Genomic DNA, 21260 nt, shown 5'->3' with positions numbered 1-21260 from the left:
TGGACGAACGCGCGATTGTGGAAAACCCCGTCACCCGCAGGGGTGACCGCTCCACGTCAGGAACTCCGCGGGGTGACCGCCGGCGGCTCCCAGCACGCCGGCGCCTCCGTCATCAGCCGCCCGGAAGCTCCAGATCGCTCTTGTTGAGCTCCTCGATGTTCACGTCCTTGAACGTCAGGACGCGGACCTGCTTCACGAAGCGTGCGGGTCGATACATGTCCCACACCCAGGCGTCCGCCATGGACACCTCGAAGAAAACCTCTCCCTGGACCGAGTGCACCTGCATCTCGTAGTCATTGGTGAGGTAGAAGCGCCGTTCGGTCTCGATCACATATTTGAACAGACCGACGACATCGCGGTACTCCCGATAGAGCTTCAGCTCCATCTCGGTCTCGTACTTCTCGAGGTCCTCGGCGCTCATGGCATGTTCCCCTTCAGCCGTGCGTCCCCCTATTGTGCGCCAGCCCCGCGGGCCCCTAGACGATTTCCGTGTCGAGGACCTCGGGCGTGGCCGGGGGACCCTCGTCGAGCAGCCTGTACAGCAGCTCGGCGAGCCTGGTCGGATACACCGTCTCATGTGCCTCGGTCAGTTCCTGGCACGTCCACCAGCGCGCTCCGGCGACACTGCGCCGTTCCAGCTCCGTCAGACCGGCGGGCGCCGTCACCGTCTGGGTCGTACGGGCCAGGTAGTACCACTCGTCCTGGTCCCAGCGGCGGCCCGCGAAGGGGAACGAGCACATGCGCCGCCACAGCACCGGGCCCAGTTCGACCTCGGTGATGCCGGTCTCCTCCGCGAGCTCGCGGACCGCGGCCTGCTCCCGGGTCTCGTCGCCCTCCAGGCCGCCGCCCGGGGTGAACCACCAGTCGTCGGCGGGGTCACCGGGCTCGTGCCCGTGCAGCAGCAGAATGCGTTCCTCGGGGTCGAGCAGCACCACACGGGCCACCTTCCGCAGCCCGCCCCGGTACTCCTCGTCGGTGACGACGGGCGAGGGGGCGGCGGCAGGCGAGGGGTCCTGCCCGTGCTCGCCACTCGCGTCGTACGGCACCTCAGCGGGCACCGGCGAGCTCCGTGCGGGCCCCGGCCCGCCGGCGCGCCCGGCCGGCGATCGGGCCGTAGGCCGCGCCGCCCAGGACGAGCACCGCGCCCGCGATCACCGCCGAGACGATCAGCCGCAGGGGCCCCGGCTCGGAGAGGCGGCCCAGCGGCTCGAAGCCGGTCGGCCGCTCCAGCATGCCGTTCATCGGCCACACGACCGCGTCGACGCGTCCCTTCACGGCCTTGCGCGGCACGGTGCCGTTGGCGGCGTCGGTCAGGTGGGCGGTGGAGTCCAGGGAACCGCTGCGCTCGTCACCGAGCAGGAAGAGATTGCCGTCCGGGACCGTGACGGTCGGGATCTTCGTCAGCTCGGCCGCCGACCCCTTGGGCAGATACGACTCGTCGATCTGCTTCCCGTTGACGGTGAGCTTGCCGTCGGTGCAGCAGGCGACCTTGTCGCCGCCGACGGCGACGACGCGCTTGACCATGGGCACGTCGCCCCACGACGACTGCTTGAAGACGACGACGTCGCCGCGCTTGACCTCGCCTCCGTCGACCCGCTGTGCCAGCACGCGGTCGCCCGCGTCGATCGTCGGCGTCATCGAACTGGTGGGCACGGTGTACGGCCGATAGACCACCGCCCCCCAGGCGAACCCTCCGAGGAACAGCACAATGCCCAGCGCGACAGCCAGTCCGGACAGCACCTGTCCGGTCCGGCCGCCCGCCGGGCCCTTGTCTGTGCCACCGCTGCGCGGGGCCGTACGCGTCGTGCTCTCGCCACCCATGGGTCCGCACCTTACCCGGGGGTACGGTCCGCGGTCAGCCCATGGCCGGGATCACGATCACCGGCTCCGGGCCCACGCGGGCGGACTCGGGTCGTGCCGTCCGTCCGCCCGCGCCGCGAAACAGCCCATCGCGGACCTTTGGGTGCGCCGTCCCGAAGCCTCCCGAGACGGGTCCGCGCCGGCCTCGACATCTCCGCCACGTCCACATCGGCCGCGACACCTCCTGAGACGCGCTCGCGCCGGCCGCAGCGCCCTGTCAGGACGCGTCCGTCTTCCGCCCGGACGCCTTGCGGCGCCGCCCGAGCAGCACCAGTGGTACGGCTCCGACCAGCGCCACGGCGTCGGGCGAGGTCACGGCCGCGGCGGCCTGACTGCTCAGACCGTCCTGGTCGAAGGTGTCCGGAACGGGCAGGGTGCCCCAGCGGTTGATGGGCCAGGCCTTCACGATGGCGCGCCCGACGACCTTGTCGACGGGAACCATGCCGTGGTGCTTGTCCATCTGGTTGTAGCGCGAGTCCTTCGAGTTCTGGCGGTGGTCACCCATCACCCAGATCATGCCCTTGGGCACCTTGACCTTGAACTGGCCGCCGTCCTCGTCGACGCTGCACGGGGTGTTGCCCGGGTAGACGTACGACTCCTCGTTCAGCGCCTTGCCGTTGACGGTCAGCGGGCCGGAGCCCTTGCACTCGATGGTGTCGCCCCCGACGCCGATGACGCGCTTGATGAGGTCCTTCTCCTCGGCCGACGGCATCAGACCGATCCAACTGAGCACCGTCTGCAGGGCGTTCGGGTTCGCCGTGGGCTCACCCGCGAGCCAGTTGTCGGGGTCGTGGAAGACGACGACCTCGCCGCGCTCCGGCTCGGAGCCGAACCACGGGGTCAGCTTGTCGACCAGGACGCGGTCTCCCTGCTGGAGCGTGTTCTGCATCGAGTCCGAGGGGATCGAGAACGCCTGCACCAGGAAGGTCTTGATGAGCAGCGCGAGGACCAGGGCGATGCCGATGAGGATCGGCAGCTCCTTCCAGAAGGAGCGCTGCTTCTTCGACTTCGCGTCCCGCTCGGCCGCGGCTCCGCCGTCCTCGGCGTCACTCCCGGAATTCGACGCGTCCTCTACGGCCGGGGAAGCCGAATCGTCGGGCCGCTCCGGCTTCCCTTCGGGACCGTCTTGTCCGGACCGTGCGCCGACCGCCACATCCCCCACATCCACTCCTCACTCCGTGCCGCCGCCCACGCCGTATTCGGCGCAGGCCCACCACTCCCATAACGAGCGGGAGTTCCGCAGGGGTCGGGAGCGGGGTCAATCCGTCTGGATCCGCAGGGGCCACCCTATGCGACTGAGCGAGAACGGAGGTCGACCCTCCAGGCGCGTCGGCCACGGACGCGTACGTGCCCGGCTCCTCCAGACTGGTCCAGTGTCCGAGGGGCCACGCGATGTACCTGGCGCGGCCGACGACCGACTTCAGGGAGACGGTGCCGCTGAACTTGTCGGAGCGGTGGTAGCGGGAGTCGGCGGAGTTGGCGCGGTGGTCGCCCATGACGAACAGGCGTCCCTGGGGCACCTTCACCTCGAAGGCGAAGTCCGACGGTTTGTTGTCGGCGTGGATGTAGGGCTCGCTGAGCGGCGTGCCGTTGACGGTGACCCGGCCCTGCGCGTCGCAGCACTTGACCGTGTCGCCGCCGACCCCGACGACGCGCTTGATCAGGTCCTTCTCGTTGTCGGAGGGAAGCAGACCGATGAAGGTGAGCCCCTCCTTGACCTGTTTGACGACGACGGGGTCGTCCTTCTTCTTGGTCTCCTCGGCGGTGAGCCAGCCTCCGGGGTCCTTGAAGACCACGACGTCACCGCGCTGGGGCTCGGAACCGAACCACGGGGTGAGCTTGTCGACCAGGACGCGGTCGCCGATCTGGATCGTGTTCTCCATGGAGCCCGACGGGATCACGAAGGCCTGGACGAGGAAGGTCTTGAGCACGAGCGCTATGAGGACGGCGACGCCGACGAGGAGAGGTATCTCCTTGATGGCCGAGCGGCGCCTGCGCCGCTTGACCTTGCGCTGGAGCTTGCGCCGCTCGGCGCGTCCGGTGCGCGCGACGCCTCCGGAGGCCCGCCGGGTGCCGGTGGGCAGCAGGTTCTCGGCGGCGCTGGTCGGCACGCCGCGCGGTTTGCCGCGGTTACCCATGGGCACCGTCCGCGGCGGGCACGCGCGCGTAGGCGTCGGGGCGCGTCAGCCGCGTCCAGTGACCGGCGGGCCAGGCGACCCAGTCGGCACGGCCGATGACGCCGTCGACGGGGACCATGCCGCCGCCGGGTGAGCCCAGGTGGTCGCGGGAGTCGCTGGAGTCGCTGCGGTGGTCACCGAGGACGAAGAGAGTGCCGGCGGGCACGACGACGTCGAAGGGAACGTCGGACGGGCTGTCCCCGTGATGCACAAACGCCGACTCGTCGACCGACTGGCCGTTCACTTCGAGCCTCCCTTCCTTGTCGCAGCAGACCACGTGGTCTCCCCCCACACCGACCACGCGCTTGATGTAGTCGGCGTCTCCGAAGTAGCCGGTGCCGTCGAACACGACGACATCGCCCCGTCGCGGCTCGGCACCGAAACGGTACGCCAACTTATTTACGAGAACGCGGTCCCCGATCCTCAATCCGGACTCCATCGAGCCGCTGGGAATCTCGAAGGGCTGCATCACGAAGCGGCTCACGAGGAGCAGGAAGGCCAGGCAGGTCAGTACGGTCAAGGTGATCCGCCCGCCCGGGAGCCAGTCGGCGACGCGGTCCACCAACGCGAAACGCGACCGTCCCTCCGGCCCCTCTGTGTCCGGGATCTCCTCGGATCCGGAAGGGCGGGAGGAGCGGTCGCGCTCCACGTGCTGTGCTTCGGTGTCCATCGGAGCCAGATGTTATCCGGCCCCGCTGTGACACCTTCGCGCCGACGGGTTCACCAGCGGTTTCCCCGTGCGGCGGCGCGAGATCAGTTCTCGCGCTTCTCCTTGATCTTCGCCGCCTTGCCGCGCAGGTCACGCAGGTAGTACAGCTTCGCGCGACGCACGTCACCGCGGGTGACGAGCTCGATCTTCTCGACGATCGGGGTGTGCACCGGGAAGGTGCGCTCGACGCCGACGGAGAACGAGACCTTGCGGACCGTGAAGGTCTCGCGGACACCGGCGCCCTGGCGACGGATGACTACGCCCTTGAACTGCTGCACACGGGAGCGGTTGCCCTCGATGACGCGCACGTGGACGTTGACGGTGTCACCCGGGCGGAAGGCCGGGATGTCGCTGCGCAGCGACGCGCTGTCGACGGAGTCGAGCAGGTGAGACATTTCGTCTGCTTTCTTCGCTGATGCCACAGGTCATCAACGGGAGATAGGTTTTCCGGAATTCGCTGCCGCGCCGGGGCGGGCGTCGTGTCCCCCTGTGGCAGGGGCGCACGCCGGACGACGTACAGCAGCGGTCTATTCTTCCACGGCCTCGGGCGTGCGCCAAAATCGGCCGTCGGGGCCCGGCTGCCAGCCGAGGATCGAGAGCATCTCGCGGTCCTTCTTGTCGAAGACGGCGGGGTCGCAACGCTCGATCAGGTCGGGACGGTTGGCCGTCGTACGGCGCAGCGCCTCGTCGCGGCGCCAGCGGGCGATCTTCCCGTGGTGGCCGCTGAGCAGCACCTCCGGGATCTCCCGGCCGCGCCAGGCCGGAGGCTTGGTGTACACCGGGCCTTCCAGGAGGTTGGCCATGGCTCCGGGGGCGAAGGAGTCGTCGCGGTGGGACTCGGCGTTGCCGAGGACACCGGGCAGCAGCCGCGCCACGGCCTCGGTGACCACCAGGACGGCCGCCTCGCCGCCGGCGAGCACGTAGTCGCCGATGGACACCTCGTGGACGGGCATACGGGTGGCGTACTCGTCGATGACCCGGCGGTCGATGCCCTCGTAGCGGGCGGGGGTGAAGACCAGCCAGGGGCATTCGGAGAGCTCGACGGCGAGCTCCTGGGTGAAGGGGCGTCCGCTGGGCGTGGGGACCACCAGGGCGGGCCCGTGGGAACCCGTCTCGTAGCCGTCGGCCAGGACGGAGTCCAGCGCGTCGCCCCAGGGCTCGGTCTTCATGACCATGCCGGGGCCGCCGCCGTACGGGGTGTCGTCGACGGTGTTGTGCCGGTCGTACGTCCACTCCCGCAGATCGTGCACGTGCACGTTCAGCTGTCCACGCGCGCGTGCCTTGCCGACCAGCGAGACGTTCAGGGGTTCCAGGTACTCGGGGAAGATCGTGACGACGTCGAGCCGCATTACGCCTCGTCCCTGGTGGAGGCGATCTCGGCGCGGTCGTCGATCAGTCCGGGCGGCGGGTCGATGACGGCCCGCTGCTCCGTGAGGTCGATGCCGGTGACGATCTCCTCGACGAACGGGATCAGGACCTCCGTCCCGTCCGGCCGCTCGACCACGAAGAGGTCCTGCGAGGGCAGGTGCGAGATCTCCGTGATCCGCCCGACCTCGACGCCGTCCGCGGTGACCACGTCCAGGTCGATCAGCTGGTGGTCGTAGTACTCCTCGGGGTCCTCCGGCGTCTCCTCCGGATCGACGTCGGCGATGAGCAGGGTGTTGCGCAGCGCCTCGGCGGCGTTCCGGTCCCGTACGCCTTCGAAACGCAGCAGGAGACGGCCGCTGTGGACGCGACCCGTCTCGATGGTCAGCGGTCCGGCGGAGGCCGGGTCGGTGAGCAGGACGGCGCCCGGTCCGAGCCTGAGTTCCGGCTCGTCCGTACGCACCTCCACGGTGACCTCGCCCTTGATGCCGTGGGCACGGCCGACGCGAGCGACTACCAGCTGCACTGTGCTTGATCTCCTGTCGATACGACTACGGGCCGGGAAAGGCTCGTAAGCCCTCCCCGGCCCGAGCCGGTGCTGCCTGTTACGTCAGCGGACGTGGTCCACGTCGACGAGGTCGACGCGGACGCCGCGGCCGCCGATGGCGCCCACGACGGTGCGCAGAGCGCGCGCGGTGCGGCCGTTGCGGCCGATCACCTTGCCGAGGTCGTCGGGGTGCACCCGGACCTCGAGTACGCGCCCGCGGCGCAGGTTGCGCGAGGCGACCTGCACATCGTCGGGGTTGTCGACGATGCCCTTCACGAGGTGCTCGAGAGCCTCCTCGAGCATGCTCAGGCCTCGGTCGACTCGGACTCGGCCTTGGCCTCGTCCTTCTTCTCAGCCTTCTTCTTCTGGGTGATGGCCTCACCCTTGCCCTCGTCCTCGCCGCCCAGGGCGTCGAAGGACGGGCGCGTGGCCTTCGGCTCGGCCACGAGCAGCGGAGCCGGGGCCGGCAGGCCCTTGAACTTCTGCCAGTCGCCGGTCAGCTTCAGGATGGCGAGCACGGGCTCGGTCGGCTGCGCGCCGACACCCAGCCAGTACTGCGCGCGGTCCGAGTCGACCTCGATGCGCGAGGGGTTCTGCACCGGGTGGTACAGACCGATCTCCTCGATGGCCCGGCCGTCACGGCGGGTACGGGAGTCGGCGACGACGATGCGGTAGTGAGGCGAACGGATCTTGCCCAGACGCTTCAGCTTGATCTTGACTGCCACGGAAGTGGTGTCTCCTGGTCTTGACGTGGTTGGGCACGGCGAGATGGCCGCGTGGGGTTGCGGTACCCGAGTGCCCGATGGACGCGTCAGCCGGAGGAGAGAGGGGTCCTGTGCGGCTGTCGAGTACAGCTAGCCATTGTGCCACATCCCGGCGAGTCGCCTTCACCCGCGGGGTGCGCCCGGCCATGGCTCAGCGGCACCCGGCGCCGGCCCCCGGGCGCCCTTCACGCCGCCCGGCGCCCCATGGTGCCGCCGTCCTGGATGGCTGAGCACGGCTGCCACGAGCAGCCGTGCTCTCAGGACGCCGCCGCGCCCACCACTTCGGGGATCCGGAAGGGCTTGCCGCACCCTCCGCACACGATCGGCGCCTGGGCGAGCACCGACGGGACGACGCGCACATTGCGGCCGCAGTCGCACACGGCCTTGACGCGGACGCCCCCTCCGGAGGAGCCGTGGCGCGCGGCCGGGCCGCGGAACGACCGGGCGCTGTCGGCGGCGGTCGCGGCCGAGTGCGCCTTCAGCGCGCGCTGGAGGCGCTCGATGGTCGGGCGGTACCGGCGCTTCGCCTCGGGGTTGAGCGTGACCAGGGAGAAGCCGCTGCTGGGATGCGGTTCCTCGGGGTGGTCGAGACCCAACTCCTCGGCGATCGCGAGGAACCTGCGGTTGTGATACCGGCCGGCGCGCGAGGTGTCGCGGACTCCGCGGGCGGCGGCGATGCCGTGGACTGCCTCGTGAAGCAGTCGTTCGAAGGAGAGTTCGTGCCCGCAGGCGGACGACGACTCCCCGATCAGGGACTCTGGCGCGGCAAGATCGGGCAGCTCGGGGTGGTGCCGCTGAATGTCGGCCCACGCCCCTGCCAGCTCTGCGGCGAGAACAGGTGGTGTCGTGCTCACGTCGTGACAACGAGCCGGGGTGCCTCTGTGTTCCTATTCCGGGGCATCCCAAATAATTTGCACGTACCCGTCAGTTGCCGCTGATGTGTCCTGACGAGGGCGGGTGCGCTGATCTGCGGAGAAGCCTCACAGCTCGTACCAAGGCGGTACGTAGGGACACGTACGCCCCGGCGCGTAGACGGGGTCGGCGCGCCGGGGCACCTGGAGTCAGCAGATGCGCAAGAGGCCTTTCGGTCGGCCTGGGACCTACTCAGTAAGCGCGCGCCACGACCGCGACGTTACCCGGTGCGTCGTCGGCGTCGGGCACCGACCCGTCCTCGGCGACCAGACACCGTACGGTCACGGAGTGCTCGGCGAGCTTGGCCTCGCCCTCTTCGCCCAGGTCGGCCCAGGGAATGCGGGCCCAGCCGCCCGCGGCGGCGGCCTCGACGGCCTCCTCGATCGTCGTCACGTCCGAGGTGCGGGACTCGCGGCGCTCGCGCGACTGCCTCAGCAGCAGCGCCTGGTCCTCTTCGAGGACCGTGGGGAGCAGACCCGTCAGGGCGTCGATGGCGACCGGCTCCTTGCCGCCGGGGATGCGGCGGGCGAGCATCGCGGTGCCGTTCTCCAGGTCACGGGGCCCGACCTCGATACGGACGGGTACGCCCTTGAGTTCCCAGTCGACGGCGCGGCGGCCGAAGGGGGTGTCCGTGCGGTCGTCCACCTGGACGCGAACGCCCGCCGCCTTGAGCCGGTCGCCGATCTCGCGGACCTTGGCCAGAACCGCCTCGTCCCCCTTGATCGCGAGGACGACGGCCTGCACGGGGGCGAGCCGCGGGGGCACCCGCAACCCGTTGTCATCGCCGTGCGACATGATCAGGCCACCCACCATGCGGGTCGAGGACCCCCAGGAGGTCTGCCAGACGAGCTCCTGCTTGCCCTCCTTGGACAGGTACTGCGTGTTGAAGGCCTTGGCGAAGTTCTGTCCGAGCTCGTGGCTGGTGCCCATCTGGAGGGCCTTGCCGTCGCCCATCATCCCTTCGAGCGTGAGGGTGTTGATGGCACCGGCGAACCGCTCGCTCGCCGTCTTGCGGCCGAGGACGACGTCGATGCCGAGGACGTTCACCATGAAGTCGGCGTACACCTCGCGGTGGATGTACGCGGCGTAGTCCCGGGCGTCCTCGTAGGTGGCGTGGGCGGTGTGGCCCTCCTGCCAGAGGAATTCGGTCGTCCGGAGGAACACACGCGGGCGCATCTCCCAACGCACCACGTTGGCCCACTGGTTGATCAGCAGCGGCAGGTCGCGGTAGCTCTGCACCCACTTGGAGAAGTAGTCGTTGATGATCGTCTCGGAGGTGGGGCGGACGACGACCGGCTCCTCCAGCTCCTTGCCGCCGCCGTGCGTGACGACCGCGAGCTCCGGGGCGAAGCCCTCGACGTGCTCGGCCTCCTTCGTCAGGTACGACTGCGGGATGAAGAGCGGGAAGTACGCGTTCGAGGCACCCGCTTCCTTGATGCGGGCGTCCATCTCCTGCTGCATCCGTTCCCACAGCCCGTACCCGTACGGCCGGATGACCATGGTGCCGCGCACCGGGCCGTTGTCGGCCAGCTCGGCCTTGTTGATCAGGTCCTGGTACCAGCGGGGGAAGTCGTCCGCCCGGGGCGTGAGAACGGGTGCCTTTGCCATGCGGCGATCGTACGGGCCCACGTTGCCGGAATGTGAATTCTCGCGGCGGGCACGGTCGGTGGCCAAGCCGGGCCCCGCAACCCCTGGACGCCGGGTCGAGTGCGGAGTTACCTGACATACGGGGGGAGTGCGAGCGCACTGCACGGGGGGCGGCGAAACAGGCAAGGCGGCAACTCTCGGCGGATTGGGGCGCTTTCGATGACACCTACGCTCGTGCGGCAGCAACTGCCTCACGCGGGTCCATCGCCTCGCGTGGACCTGTGTGCACGCGCGCGTGACTGGGCCGAGATCCAGGAGCGGATGCTGGTGCCGCTCTACGAGGCCGTCTACGAAAGACTGGAAGTGGGCCGTGGGACGCGGCTGCTGGGACTGGGGTGCGGATCGGGACTTGCGCTGCTGATGGCGGCGGCGCGCGGTGCGACGGTGACCGGTGTCGACTCCGCGTCGCCCGAACTGACGGCCCTGGCGCGCGAGCGGCTGCTGCCGGAGGGATGGCGCACGCGCGCGCGTGCGGACACGCGGCTGGTGGAGGGCTCCCCGGAGGACGCGGCCGTCGCCGCGGGGACGCCGGCGTACAACGTGGTGACCGCCTTCGAGCCGGTCGGATGCACGGCCGGGGACTCCGAGGCGCTCGGTGCGCTGCTCGGCCGGGCGGCACCGCTCGCGGAGCGGGGCACGCCCGTGGTCCTCGTCGGATGGGGGCCGCCGGAGCGCTGCGCCACCTCGGGTGTGCTGCGGATCGCCGCCAAGCTGGCCGATCCCCTGCCGGGGGCGGGGAGCTGGCGGGCGGCCCGGCGCGACGACCTGGAGGAGGTCGCTCAGCGGGCCGGGCTGCGGCCGGACGGGTCGGGGCGGGTCGCCTGCCCCTTCGGGTACGCCGACGTGGACAGCGCGGTGCGGGGACTCGTGTCGACGGGGCTGTTCGACGCGGCGGTCGAGGCGACCGACCGGGCACAGGTCGACAAGGAGCTCGCCGAGGCGCTGCACCCGCACCTGCGGCAGGACGGCACGGTGTGGATGCCGAACGTCTTCCGGTACCTGATCGCCCGCACGGCCTGAACGGACACCGGACCGCTACGTCTCCTTCGTCAGACGCGTGATGCCCGCGATCCGGTAGGCGTCCGCCTCCTCCAGGGTCTCGTTCGCGAGGAGCGCCTCGGCCAGTGCGTCGAGTCGGCCGCGGTGGTCGCGGAGCTTGCGGCAGGCCTCCTCGTAGCACTCGTCGACGATGCGGCGCATCTCCCCGTCGATCACGTCGAGGGTGCGGGGTGCCGCGGCGAGCCCGTAGGCCTGCTGGGCGTCGGTCGGGAGAGCGGACAGGCGGCCGACGCGGTCGCTCATGCCCCACCGGGCGACCATGCCGCGGGCGATGTTCGTGACCTGCTCCAGGTCGTTCTCCGCGCCCGTGGTGACCACTCCGTAGACGACCTGTTCGGCGGCCATGCCGCCGAGGGCTCCGATGATGCGGCCGCGGAGGTACTCCTCCGTGTACGCGTACCGGTCCGACTCCGGGGTGGAGAGCGTGACGCCCAGGGCGCGGCCGCGCGGGACGATGGTGATCTTGCGGACCGGGTCGGCGCCCGGTTGCAGCATGCCGAGCAGGGCGTGGCCGCTTTCGTGGTACGCGGTGCGGCGGCGTTCCTCGTCGGGCATCACCAAGGGCCGTTCGGCGCCCAGCTGCACCTTTTCCAGGGCCTCGGAGAGGTCCGTCCGCGTCACCTGCCGCTGCTTGCGCTTGACCGCGAGGAGGGCCGCCTCGTTGGCGAGGTTGGCGAGTTCCGCGCCGGTCATGCCCGGGGTCGTACGGGCCACCTGGGAGAGGTCCACGTCCGGGGCGAGCGGGATGTCCCGGGTGTGGATCTCCAGGATCGCCTCCCGGCCGCCGCGGTCGGGGGGCGAGACGGTGACGACCCGGTCGAAGCGTCCGGGGCGGGTGAGCGCCGGGTCCAGGATGTCGGCGCGGTTCGTCGCCGCGATGACGACGACGCCCTCGGAGCCGGAGAAGCCGTCCATCTCGGTGAGGATCTGGTTCAGCGTCTGCTCGCGCTCGTCGTGACCGCCCATGCCGGAGCCCCCGGCCCGCGCCCGCCCGATGGTGTCGATCTCGTCGATGAAGATGATCGACGGGGCCATCTTGCGGGCCTCGGCGAACAGCTCGCGTACGCGTGAGGCGCCGACGCCGACGATCATCTCGATGAACTCGGAGGCCGACGCGGAGAAGAACGGTACGCCCGCCTCGCCGGCGACGGCGCGGGCGAGCAGCGTCTTCCCGGTGCCCGGCGGGCCCGTCAGGAGCACGCCGCGGGGCATCTTGGCGCCCATCTTCCGATAGGCGTCGGGGTTCTTCAGGAAGTCGACGACGTCGTTGAGCTCGCCCTCGACCTCGTCGATGCCCGCCACGTCGCCGAACGTGGTGCGCTCGGCGCCCGGCTCCAGCTCGACGGGCTTGGGCGGCGGCTTGCGGCCGAGCATGCCGCGCGTGCCGCCCATGCCCGCTCTCATCCGCCGGGCGATGAAGATCCACAGGACGATCAGGAGGATCATCGGGGCCAGCGAGATCAGCAGGTTCGCCAGGAAGCTGCGGTGCTGGACGACCGGCTGCGCGGTGACGGTGACGTTGTTCTTGGTGAGGTCCTGCCAGAGCTGGTCGTCCGCGAAGGACGGGCGCTGGGTGTTGAACTTGGTGTACTTGCCGCCCCCGTCGGGGTTGTCCTGGGCGTTCTTGAGCTGCCCCTGGATCGCGTCACCCTTGGCGTAGATCTTGGTGACGTTCCCGGCGCCGACCTGCTTGCTGAACTCCGTGTAGGAGATCGTCGGCTCGTCGCCCTCGTTGAAGAAGGACAGCACCAGGTTGGCGATCAGGAACACCACGAGGGCGGTGAGGACCAGCCGCCACCAGCCGCCGCGCATCCTCCGCCCGCCGGGTGTCGGCTTCGGCGAGTCCTCCGGGGTGCCCTCCGTACGCCAGGGCTGGTCGGGAGACTTGCGAGGCGGCGCAGGATTGGCCATATCGGGACGTTACGACACGTGTGCGACACCGGCACCCCAGCGGGCGGCCCCGGCGCCCGGCACGCTCCGGCGCCCGGCACCCCAGCGGGCCCCTTCGTCGACACCGGCACCGGCATGTCGGCAGACGCTGCGAGAGGCTCCGCTTCGGGCGGGCCGACACCCGGGCCGGTCCCCCGCTCCGACATACGCCGAGGGCGCCCCTTCGGCGAGGGGCGCCCTCGATGACGTACGAGAGCCGGCCGGCCCGGTGCGGGCCGACGGCGGGGGACTTCGCGAGCGTCAGCCCATGAACTTCTTGAACTCGTCCGGGAGCTCGAAGTCCTTGCCACCCTGCTGCGGCAGACCGAAGGCGCCGCCCGGCTGCGCACCGGCCTCGCGGCGCGCGGCGGCCTCCTCCTCCTGCTGCTTGCGCTTCATCGGGTTGCCGGAGCGCTGCTTGCCCTTGGCCTGCTTCGCCTTCTTCTTGGTGCGGCCGGGGCCACCACCCATGCCCGGCATCCCGGGCATACCCGGCATGCCGCCGCCCTGGGCCATGCGGGACATCATCTTGCGGGCCTCGAAGAAGCGCTCGACCAGGCTCTTGACGGCGCTCACCTCGACGCCGGAGCCCTTGGCGATACGGGCGCGGCGCGAGCCGTTGATGATCGTCGGCTCCTGGCGCTCGGCCGGGGTCATCGACTTGATGATCGCGGCCGTGCGGTCGACGTCGCGCTCGTCGAGGTTGTTGATCTGGTCCTTGATCTGGCCCATGCCGGGAAGCATGCCGAGCAGCTTGCTGATGCTGCCCATCTTCCGGACCTGCTCCATCTGGGCCAGGAAGTCGTCCAGGGTGAAGTCCTGGCCCTTCTTGGACGCCAGCTTGGAGGCCATCTTCTCGGCCTCTTCTTGGCTGAACGTCTTCTCCGCCTGCTCGATCAGGGTGAGCAGGTCACCCATGTCGAGGATGCGGGAGGCCATCCGGTCCGGGTGGAAGGCGTCGAAGTCGTCGAGCTTCTCGCCGTTCGACGCGAACATGATCGGCTTGCCGGTGACCGAGGCGATGGAGAGGGCCGCGCCGCCTCGGGCGTCACCGTCGAGCTTCGACAGAACCACGCCGTCGAAGCCGACGCCGTCGCGGAAGGCCTCGGCGGTGTTGACCGCGTCCTGACCGATCATCGCGTCGACGACGAAGAGGATCTCGTCCGGCGAGACCGCGTCACGGATGTCAGCGGCCTGCTGCATCATGTCCTGGTCGATGCCGAGGCGGCCCGCGGTGTCCACGATCACGATGTCGTGGACCTTGGTCTTCGCGAACTCCATGGAGTCCTTGGCGACCTTGACCGGGTCGCCGACGCCGTTGCCCGGCTCGGGCGCGTAGACCGCGACGCCGGCGCGCTCGGCGACGACGCTGAGCTGATTCACGGCGTTCGGGCGCTGGAGGTCGGCCGCGACGAGCAGCGGCGAGTGGCCCTGGTCCTTGAGGTGCTTGCCGAGCTTGCCCGCGAGGGTCGTCTTACCGGCACCCTGCAGACCCGCGAGCATGATCACGGTGGGCGGGTTCTTGGCGAACCGGAGGCGGCGGGTCTCGCCGCCGAGGATCGTGACGAGCTCATCGTTCACGATCTTGAGAACCTGCTGGGCCGGGTTCAGCGCCTTGGAGACCTCGGCACCGAGCGCGCGCTCCTTGACGTTCTTGATGAAGGTCCGCACGACCGGCAGGGCCACATCGGCCTCGAGGAGCGCGATACGGATCTCGCGTGCGGTGGCGTCGATGTCAGCTTCGGACAGTCGGCCCTTGCCCCGCAGGTTCTTGAACGTCGCTGAGAGGCGATCGGAGAGAGTATCGAACACGGCGCTCGTCGGTCCTCAGGGGTCGGGGGCGAAGGGAATCGCCCTCCAGGGTATCTGGCCGCGTGCGGTGCGGTCTCCACCGCGTTCGTACGAGACCGGTGACGGCCCAGGACAACGGCCCCGGATCCGGGCCGGGCTCACGCCCGCAGCGCCTCCTCCAGGGCGCGGGCCACCGCGGCGGCCTCCTCCCCGGGCAGGGGCGATCCCTTCGTGCCGGTCACGTAGAACGCGTCCACGGCGTTCGCGCCGAGCGTGGAGACGTGCATGCTCCGCACCCGGACCTCCGCGTCCTCCAGGGCCCTGCCGAGGCGGTGCAGCAGCCCGGGTGCGTCGTGGGCGCGGACCTCGATGACGGTGGCGTGCCGGGAGGCCGCGGGGGCGACCGTCACCCGGGGCGGCGGCGCGACCGTGCCCCGGCGCCGCGGGTAGGCGGCGTCGCGCTCGGCGAGGCGGGCCGCGATGTCGAGGGAGCCGTCCAGGGCGCGGACGAGGTCGGCACGCAGCCGGGCGGCCTGGGGCAGCGAGCCGTACTCGGCGGCGACCCGCCAGTCGAGCAGCAGTACCGAGCCCTGGACCTCCTCGGGCAGATCCAGGGCACGCAGTCCCGCGGTGCGTACGGTCAGCCGGTGCATGGCGAGCACCCCGGCGACCGCGGGAAGCACACCGGGCTGGTCGGGCACCGCGATGAGGAGCTCCACGCCCAGTGGCTCCGGGTCGTCCGCGGGGGTGTCGGCGTCGGCCGGTTCCGTCTGCGCGCGCAGCGCCAGAACCGGGCTGCCGGTCCGGAACGCCTCGATCGCGAGCCGCTCCTGCTCGGCCGTGGGCGCCACGGCCTCGGGCTCTTCGGGCTCGTCGCCCGCGAGCACCGCCGAGACCCGTTTGACCAGGTCGGCCACGAGGGAGCCGCGCCAGGACGACCAGGCGGCGGGCCCGGTGGCGAGCGCGTCGGCCTCGGTGAGGGCGTGCAGCAGCTCCAGGGTGCCGTGGGAGCCGACGGCCTCGGCGACCGAGCGGACGGTGGCCGGGTCCTCCAGGTCGCGCCGGGTGGCGGTGTCGACGAGGAGCAGGTGGTGGCGTACGAGAGTGGCGAGGACCCCCACGTCCGTGCGGTCGAAGCCGATCCTGGCGGCCACGTCGCGCGCGATGATCTCGCCGGCCACGGAGTGGTCGCCGGGCCAGCCCTTGCCGATGTCGTGCAGCAGGGAGGCGACGAGCAGCAGGTCGGGGCGGCCGACGCGCCGGGTGAGTTCGGAGGCCCGTACCGCCGTCTCGATGAGATGGCGGTCGACGGTCCAGATGTGCACGGCGTTGCGCTGCGGCCGGCAGCGCACCCGCTCCCAGTCGGGCAGCAGCCGGGTGATCAGCCCTTCCGCCTCCAGCGCCTCCCAGACCTCGACGGTCGGGCGGCCCGAGCCGAGGAGGGTGACGAGCTGCTCGCGCGCCTCCGCGGGCCAGGGGGTGGGCAGGGGGCGCGCCACGGCCGCCATGCGCCGCACGGCGTGCAGCGACAGCGGAATTCCGGCCTGCGCCGCGGCCGCCGCCGCCCGCAGCGGGAGCACCGGGTCGCGCTCCGGGCGTGCGGCACGGGCGAGCACCGCCTCGCCGTCCTGCTCGACCACGCCCTCCGCGAGGGGCGAGCGCTCGGCGACCGGCTTGCCGCCGCCGAGCATGGCGCGCAGACGCGGACGTACGGCGCGCGAGCGCAGCACACGCCCGACCTCGCGCCAGGTCACGTCGCTGGCGTACGAGATGACCCGGGCGGACTCGTACACCTGGCGCAGCAGGGTGTCGGCGTCCAGCAGCCCGAGCTCCGCGGCGACCTGGTCCTGTTCCTGGAGCGAGAGGCGGTCGGTGGCGCGCCCGGTGGTGAGGTGCAGTGCGTCGCGGACGTCGAGGAGGCGCCTGCGGGCGTCGGCGAGGCCCTCGCGGGGCGCGTCGGCGAGCCAGGAGGCGGCGACGGCGCGCAGGGCGGTGGCGTCGCGCAGCCCGCCGCGCGCCTCCTTCAGGTCCGGTTCGAGGAGGTACTGGAGCTCGCCCTGGCGTTCGGCGCGTTCGGCGCACAGCTCCTGGAGCTCGGGAAGGCGTTTGGGTGCCTGGTTGCGCCAGTCGGCGAGCACGGCCGTGCGCAGTCCTGCGGTCAGGCCGAGGTCGCCCGCGATGTGCCGGGCGTCCAGCAGGCCGAGCTGCACCTTGAGGTCCTCGCCCGCGGTCTTGCGGGCCTCGGCGGGGGTGCGCACGGAGTGGTCGAGGGCCAGGCCCAGGTCCCAGACGGGGTACCAGACGCGGTCGGCGAGCGCGGCGACGCCGCCGGGGTCGCTGCCGTCGTGCAGGAGCAGCAGGTCGAGGTCGCTGCGGGGTGAGAGCTCTCCGCGGCCGTAGCCGCCGACGGCGACGAGGGAGACACCGCGCAGTCCCTCCGAGCCGGCCGTGAACAGGCCGGTGAGCCAGTCGTCGGTGAGTTCGGCGAGGGCCGTACGGCGCGGCGGCCCGGACCGCGCCCCCTCCTGGAGGAGGCGCAGCCGGGCCGCCGCGTAGCCGCTGGGTCCCGAGTCCTCTGCTTCCGCACGCACGTCCGTACTCGTCACCCAGCGACTCCTGTCCTCGTGCTGATCAGAGCGCGTCCGGGCCGCGCTCGCCGGTCCGGACCCGGACTGCCGTGTCGACCGGGAGGGACCAGACCTTGCCGTCACCGATCTTGCCGGTCCGGGCCGCCTTGACGACGACCTCGATGAGCTGTTCGGCGTCATCGTCCTCGGCCAGGACCTCGATGCGGATCTTGGGGACCAGGTCGACGGTGTACTCGGCACCGCGGTAGACCTCGGTGTGGCCCCTCTGCCGACCGTAGCCGCTGGCTTCGGTGACCGTCAGTCCGTGTACTCCGAAGGCCTGGAGGGCCTCCTTGATCTCGTCGAGCCGGTGGGGCTTCACGACGGCGGTGATGAGCTTCATGCGTCCACCTTCTTCGTCTGCGCGTCGGCGACCGGGGTCGGGACCGCGGTCCGGGCCGCGCCGCCACCGGCGCCGCTGAAGTCGTATGCGGTCTCCGCGTGCTCGGCCTGGTCGATGCCCGCGATCTCCTCGTCCTCGGTGACCCGCATACCGATCGTCTTGTCGATCAGGAAGGCGAGGATCGCGGAGGCGACGAGGGAGTAGCCGAGGACGGCGAAGACACCGGCGCACTGCTTCCAGAACTGGTCGAGTCCGCCGCCGTAGAACAGGCCCTTGACGTCGGACTGGCCGCCGCCGCTGGCGAAGAAGCCGATGAGCAGGGAGCCGACGACACCGCCGACGAGGTGGACGCCGACGACGTCGAGGGAGTCGTCGTAGTTGAACCTGTACTTGAGGCCGACGGCCATGGCGCACAGCACACCGGCGATGGCGCCTACGGCGATCGCGCCGAGCGGGGAGACGGCACCGCCGGACGGGGTGATCGCGACCAGACCGGCGACCGCGCCGGAGGCGGCACCCAGGGTGGTGAACGCGCCGTGCCGGATCTTCTCGTAGGCGAGCCAGGCGAGCATGGCGGCGGCGGTGGCGATCTGCGTGTTGACGAACATCAGCGCGCCGACGCCGTCGTCGTTGCCGAGCCACGAGCCGGCGTTGAAGCCGAACCAGCCGAACCACAGCAGACCGCAGCCGAGCATGACCAGCGGGAGGCTGTGCGGGCGCATCGGGTCCTTCTTGAAGCCGACGCGCTTGCCGATGACGAGGATGACGCCGAGTGCGGCCGCACCCGCGTTGATGTGGACCGCCGTACCACCCGCGAAGTCGATCACGCCGAGGTCGAAGGCCCAGCCGCCGGTGCCCCAGACCCAGTGCGCGACCGGGAAGTACACGACCGTGGCCCACAGCGCGATGAACAGGGACCAGGCGGTGAACTTCACGCGGTCCGCGAGGGCGCCGCTTATCAGGGCGGGCGTGATGATCGCGAACATCAGCTGGAAGACGGCGAAGACGTAGATCGGGATGGTGTAGCCGTCCCAGAGCTCCATCTTGCCGATGCCGCTGAATCCGACGAAGTCGGAGGTCCAGCCGACGAGGGAGCCCTTGTCGGTGCCGAAGGCGACCGAGAAGCCGTACAGCACCCACAGGATGGTGACGATCCCCATGCTGATGAAACTCATCATGAGCATGTTCAGGGTGCTCTTGACACGGACCATGCCTCCGTAGAAGAAGGCGAGTCCGGGTGTCATGATCAGCACCAGGGCGGAACAGATGAGCATGAACCCTGTGTTGGCGGCAGACAGCTTGGGTGCCTCTGCGGCAAGGGTGATGGCTGGTGCCATCGGCGTCTCCTCGTCGTTGGTACGGCCCCGTGCGGGCGAAGCCTGAGTGGTCGTGAGGGGCGGGCCGGTTATGCGCCATGAGATTGGCGCAGCGCGGTTTCGGTCGAAGCCCCTCGATGTTTCGCCGCAGTGACGAAGAGGTCCTGTGTGTTACGCGTCCATGAACTGCCTGCTGCCGGACCGAGCGATCGTTATCGTGGCGCAACCTTCTTCGAAGGCAAAAGAACCGGCCACGGCGGGTCGTCCGATGACCTGGCATGGGGGAGCCGAGTCGGGCAGTTCGGGACGACCGGCCGTGGCCGGGGTACTGGGCGGAGCCGCTGCCGCGGCCCCGGGTCAGACCGCCTCTGCGGTCTCGGGCAGGTCGATGGCGAGCTGGTCGGTGAGGTCGATGACCTCGGCGAGGTCCCCGAAGTCGCGGACCGCGGCGTCGACCGTCTTTCGGATACGAGTGTTCACGCGCTCGGAGCGCACCTTCTTGGCGATCTTCATGGCGTCCTTGGCCAGCGCCACGCTCCGCTCGGGCTCGCGCTGCAGCAGGTGCACGGTGGCCAGGCCGACGAGGTTGAGCGCGAACGAGCGCTGGTGCTCGGAGTCCTTGGCGAAGCGGTCGACGGCCTCCTGCATCAGGGGCTCGGCCAGGGAGGCGTACGTGGGGCTGCGGCCCGCCACGTACGCGAGGTCGCGGTAGGAGTGGGAGTTCTCGCCGTACAGCTCGGCCTTCGAGAAGAAGCGGATCCAGTCGGGGTCCGGGTCGTCCCACTCGTCGACGTCGGAGAAGGTGTCCTCGGCCATCCGCACGGCCCGCTTGCACTTTCCGGGCTGGCCCATGTTGGCGTAGGCGCGGGCCTCCATCGCATACAGCATCGACTGGGTGCGCGGGCTCGCGCAGTCACGGCTGCCGTACTGCGCGAGGTGGATGAGCTCCATGGCGTCCTCGGGCCGCCCGAGGTGGATCATCTGGCGGCTCATGCTGGACAGGATGTACGCGCCGAGCGGCTTGTCGCCCGCTTCCTTCGCGGCGTGCAGCGCGAGCACGAAGTACTTCTGCGCGGTGGGCTGGAGTCCCACGTCGTAGCTCATCCAGCCCGCCAGCTCGGCCAGTTCGGCGGCGACCTTGAACAGACGCTTCTCGGTGGCGGCGGGCTGGGGCTCCTGGAGCAGGTCCGTCACCTCGTGCAGCTGGCCGACGACGGCCTTGCGGCGCAGACCGCCACCGCACTGCGCGTCCCACTGGCGGAACATCACCGTGGTGGACTCCAGCAGGTCCAGCTCCGGCTTGGAGAGCCGGCCGCCGCGGCGTGCCGAGGCCGGGGGCTCGGGCTCCTCGTGGGGTGCGGCGGGGGTGGGGACGAGCCAGCGCTGCATCGGCTCGATCAGGGCCGGTCCGGCGGACAGCGACAGCGAGCTGCCGAGGAAGCCGCGTCGCGCCAGCATCAGGTCGCTGCGCGAGTACTCACTGATCAGGGCCACCGTCTGCGGGCCCGTCCAGGGCAGGTCGACGCCGGACACGGACGGTGACTGGTGAGCGGCCCGCAGGCCGAGGTCCTCGACGGCGACGACGCAGCCGAAGCGCTCGGAGAACAGCTCGGACAGGATGCGCGGAATCGGCTCGCGCGGATTCTCCCCGTCCAGCCAGCGACGCACCCGCGAGGTGTCCGTGGAGATGTGGTTGGCCCCCAACTGGCGGGCCCTGCGGTTCACTTGACGTGCGAGTTCGCCCTTGGACCAGCCGCTGCGCACGAACCATGAGCCGAGCAGCTCATTGGGGCGCTTGTCAGCGTTCGTACTGCTTCCGCCGTTGCCGCCCACTGGAACGCCCCCATCCCTGAGACCACTTGTACGCTGCGTGCGCCAAGCCCTATCAGAATGCCGGTAAATACGGCCGCCCGTCCCGTAGTTCTCACCCTTCGAACGGGAAGCCGACTTGCCCTTGGCATACCCACGAGTGCACACGCCCCCAGGACTCGTGTACTCAAAGTAATCCTACGATCACTGCTCCAGCCATGGCGATCCATGAAACGCCACCATTCGCCACCCCTTCGAATGAACTCCGCCTGGCCTGCGCGCGATTCACTTGACACAGGAAAAGCAGGGGTGGGTGGAGCGGTGTACGCCGGGGCGCGCGGAGCCGAGCACACCACCCGGTGCACCACAACGCGCCGCCTGGACCGGGCGGCACGGGGAAGTCGG

Annotated in this window: 20 protein-coding genes; 1 reads left to right on the top strand and 19 read right to left on the bottom strand. The window is 70.4% G+C overall.

Going from position 1 to position 21260, the window contains the following annotated elements; translation table 11 throughout:
* Window positions 1–112: 112 nt before the first annotated feature.
* From BKI49_RS27280 to proS, 13 genes are all read right to left on the bottom strand, one after another.
* Window positions 113–421, bottom strand: a complete 309-nt coding sequence (locus tag BKI49_RS27280) for a DUF2469 domain-containing protein (protein WP_003965949.1) — start codon at window positions 419–421, stop codon at window positions 113–115.
* A gap of 55 nt (window positions 422–476) precedes the next feature.
* The gene (locus tag BKI49_RS27275; RefSeq protein ID WP_095936964.1) at window positions 477–953 is read right to left on the bottom strand and encodes an NUDIX hydrolase; all 477 of its coding nucleotides are present in this window, start codon (window positions 951–953) and stop codon (window positions 477–479) included.
* A 94-nt stretch (window positions 954–1047) separates the two neighbouring features.
* Window positions 1048–1821: a signal peptidase I gene (gene lepB, locus BKI49_RS27270; protein ID WP_095936917.1), complete on the bottom strand. Its 774-nt coding sequence runs from the start codon at window positions 1819–1821 to the stop codon at window positions 1048–1050.
* 256 nt (window positions 1822–2077) lie between these two features.
* Window positions 2078–3013 carry a signal peptidase I gene (gene lepB, locus BKI49_RS27265; protein WP_373557594.1) on the bottom strand — a complete coding sequence of 312 codons (936 nt, stop codon included), beginning with the start codon at window positions 3011–3013 and terminating at the stop codon, window positions 2078–2080.
* A complete protein-coding gene (lepB, locus tag BKI49_RS27260; protein WP_143658532.1) occupies window positions 2907–3998 on the bottom strand; it encodes a signal peptidase I in 1092 nt (363 codons plus the stop codon). Before lepB (BKI49_RS27260) ends, lepB (BKI49_RS27265) begins: the two co-directional genes overlap by 107 nt.
* Window positions 3991–4707, bottom strand: a complete 717-nt coding sequence (gene lepB / locus BKI49_RS27255) for a signal peptidase I (RefSeq protein ID WP_095936915.1) — start codon at window positions 4705–4707, stop codon at window positions 3991–3993. Before lepB (BKI49_RS27255) ends, lepB (BKI49_RS27260) begins: the two co-directional genes overlap by 8 nt.
* Window positions 4708–4790: 83 nt before the next feature.
* Window positions 4791–5141, bottom strand: coding sequence for a 50S ribosomal protein L19 (rplS, locus tag BKI49_RS27250; RefSeq protein WP_028802452.1), 351 nt, complete (start codon window positions 5139–5141; stop codon window positions 4791–4793).
* 132 nt (window positions 5142–5273) lie between these two features.
* The gene (gene trmD / locus BKI49_RS27245; RefSeq protein ID WP_028802451.1) at window positions 5274–6095 is read right to left on the bottom strand and encodes a tRNA (guanosine(37)-N1)-methyltransferase TrmD; all 822 of its coding nucleotides are present in this window, start codon (window positions 6093–6095) and stop codon (window positions 5274–5276) included.
* Window positions 6095–6637, bottom strand: coding sequence for a ribosome maturation factor RimM (gene rimM / locus BKI49_RS27240; RefSeq protein ID WP_095936914.1), 543 nt, complete (start codon window positions 6635–6637; stop codon window positions 6095–6097). Before rimM ends, trmD begins: the two co-directional genes overlap by 1 nt.
* Before the next feature lie 84 nt (window positions 6638–6721).
* Window positions 6722–6961, bottom strand: coding sequence for an RNA-binding protein (locus BKI49_RS27235; RefSeq protein ID WP_003973401.1), 240 nt, complete (start codon window positions 6959–6961; stop codon window positions 6722–6724).
* 2 nt (window positions 6962–6963) lie between these two features.
* Window positions 6964–7383, bottom strand: coding sequence for a 30S ribosomal protein S16 (gene rpsP, locus BKI49_RS27230; RefSeq protein ID WP_028802449.1), 420 nt, complete (start codon window positions 7381–7383; stop codon window positions 6964–6966).
* A 296-nt stretch (window positions 7384–7679) separates the two neighbouring features.
* Window positions 7680–8276, bottom strand: a complete 597-nt coding sequence (locus BKI49_RS27225) for a hypothetical protein (RefSeq protein ID WP_028802448.1) — start codon at window positions 8274–8276, stop codon at window positions 7680–7682.
* Between the two features lie 250 nt (window positions 8277–8526).
* On the bottom strand, window positions 8527–9942 hold the full coding sequence (proS, locus tag BKI49_RS27220; RefSeq protein ID WP_095936913.1) for a proline--tRNA ligase: 1416 nt from the start codon (window positions 9940–9942) through the stop codon (window positions 8527–8529).
* 198 nt (window positions 9943–10140) lie between these two features.
* Here proS and BKI49_RS27215 point away from each other — a divergent pair, with 198 nt between their 5' ends.
* The gene (locus BKI49_RS27215; RefSeq protein ID WP_095936912.1) at window positions 10141–11001 is read left to right on the top strand and encodes an SAM-dependent methyltransferase; all 861 of its coding nucleotides are present in this window, start codon (window positions 10141–10143) and stop codon (window positions 10999–11001) included.
* A 15-nt stretch (window positions 11002–11016) separates the two neighbouring features.
* Here BKI49_RS27215 and ftsH read toward each other — a convergent pair whose 3' ends face one another.
* From ftsH to nsdA, 6 genes are all read right to left on the bottom strand, one after another.
* Entirely contained in the window at window positions 11017–12951 is a 1935-nt protein-coding gene (gene ftsH / locus BKI49_RS27210; RefSeq protein WP_095936911.1) for an ATP-dependent zinc metalloprotease FtsH, read from the bottom strand.
* Window positions 12952–13230: 279 nt separating this feature from the next.
* Window positions 13231–14781 carry a signal recognition particle protein gene (gene ffh / locus BKI49_RS27205; RefSeq protein WP_095936910.1) on the bottom strand — a complete coding sequence of 517 codons (1551 nt, stop codon included), beginning with the start codon at window positions 14779–14781 and terminating at the stop codon, window positions 13231–13233.
* A 137-nt stretch (window positions 14782–14918) separates the two neighbouring features.
* The gene (locus BKI49_RS27200; protein WP_095936909.1) at window positions 14919–17366 is read right to left on the bottom strand and encodes a [protein-PII] uridylyltransferase; all 2448 of its coding nucleotides are present in this window, start codon (window positions 17364–17366) and stop codon (window positions 14919–14921) included.
* Window positions 17367–17391: 25 nt separating this feature from the next.
* Window positions 17392–17730 (bottom strand): P-II family nitrogen regulator, encoded by a 339-nt coding sequence (locus BKI49_RS27195; RefSeq protein ID WP_086730248.1) that lies wholly within the window; start codon window positions 17728–17730, stop codon window positions 17392–17394.
* Entirely contained in the window at window positions 17727–19067 is a 1341-nt protein-coding gene (locus BKI49_RS27190; protein WP_095936908.1) for an ammonium transporter, read from the bottom strand. The genes BKI49_RS27195 and BKI49_RS27190 overlap by 4 nt, the downstream gene beginning before the upstream one ends.
* Window positions 19068–19403: 336 nt before the next feature.
* Complete coding sequence (gene nsdA / locus BKI49_RS27185) at window positions 19404–20879, bottom strand: transcriptional repressor NsdA (protein ID WP_095936907.1); 1476 nt, start codon at window positions 20877–20879, stop codon at window positions 19404–19406.
* Window positions 20880–21260: the final 381 nt, after the last annotated feature.

The sequence above is a fragment of the Streptomyces sp. Tue6028 genome, assembly GCF_002300165.1.
Lineage (GTDB): Bacteria > Actinomycetota > Actinomycetes > Streptomycetales > Streptomycetaceae > Streptomyces > Streptomyces siamensis.
Note: the sequence above shows the minus strand (reverse complement) of the source record. Positions and strands in the feature narration are given on the sequence as shown.

Bases quoted from the DNA above. Each gene is read 5' to 3' on its own strand.
- rplS (WP_028802452.1), bottom strand. From the start codon at position 5,141: ATGTCTCACCTGCTCGACTCCGTCGACAGCGCGTCGCTGCGCAGCGAC.
- trmD (WP_028802451.1), bottom strand. From the start codon at position 6,095: ATGCGGCTCGACGTCGTCACGATCTTCCCCGAGTACCTGGAACCCCTG.
- lepB (WP_095936915.1), bottom strand. From the start codon at position 4,707: ATGGACACCGAAGCACAGCACGTGGAGCGCGACCGCTCCTCCCGCCCT.
- BKI49_RS27215 (WP_095936912.1), top strand. From the start codon at position 10,141: ATGACACCTACGCTCGTGCGGCAGCAACTGCCTCACGCGGGTCCATCG.
- lepB (WP_143658532.1), bottom strand. From the start codon at position 3,998: ATGGGTAACCGCGGCAAACCGCGCGGCGTGCCGACCAGCGCCGCCGAG.
- BKI49_RS27280 (WP_003965949.1), bottom strand. From the start codon at position 421: ATGAGCGCCGAGGACCTCGAGAAGTACGAGACCGAGATGGAGCTGAAG.
- BKI49_RS27235 (WP_003973401.1), bottom strand. From the start codon at position 6,961: ATGCTCGAGGAGGCTCTCGAGCACCTCGTGAAGGGCATCGTCGACAAC.
- ftsH (WP_095936911.1), bottom strand. From the start codon at position 12,951: ATGGCCAATCCTGCGCCGCCTCGCAAGTCTCCCGACCAGCCCTGGCGT.
- BKI49_RS27195 (WP_086730248.1), bottom strand. From the start codon at position 17,730: ATGAAGCTCATCACCGCCGTCGTGAAGCCCCACCGGCTCGACGAGATC.
- lepB (WP_095936917.1), bottom strand. From the start codon at position 1,821: ATGGGTGGCGAGAGCACGACGCGTACGGCCCCGCGCAGCGGTGGCACA.
- proS (WP_095936913.1), bottom strand. From the start codon at position 9,942: ATGGCAAAGGCACCCGTTCTCACGCCCCGGGCGGACGACTTCCCCCGC.
- BKI49_RS27190 (WP_095936908.1), bottom strand. From the start codon at position 19,067: ATGGCACCAGCCATCACCCTTGCCGCAGAGGCACCCAAGCTGTCTGCC.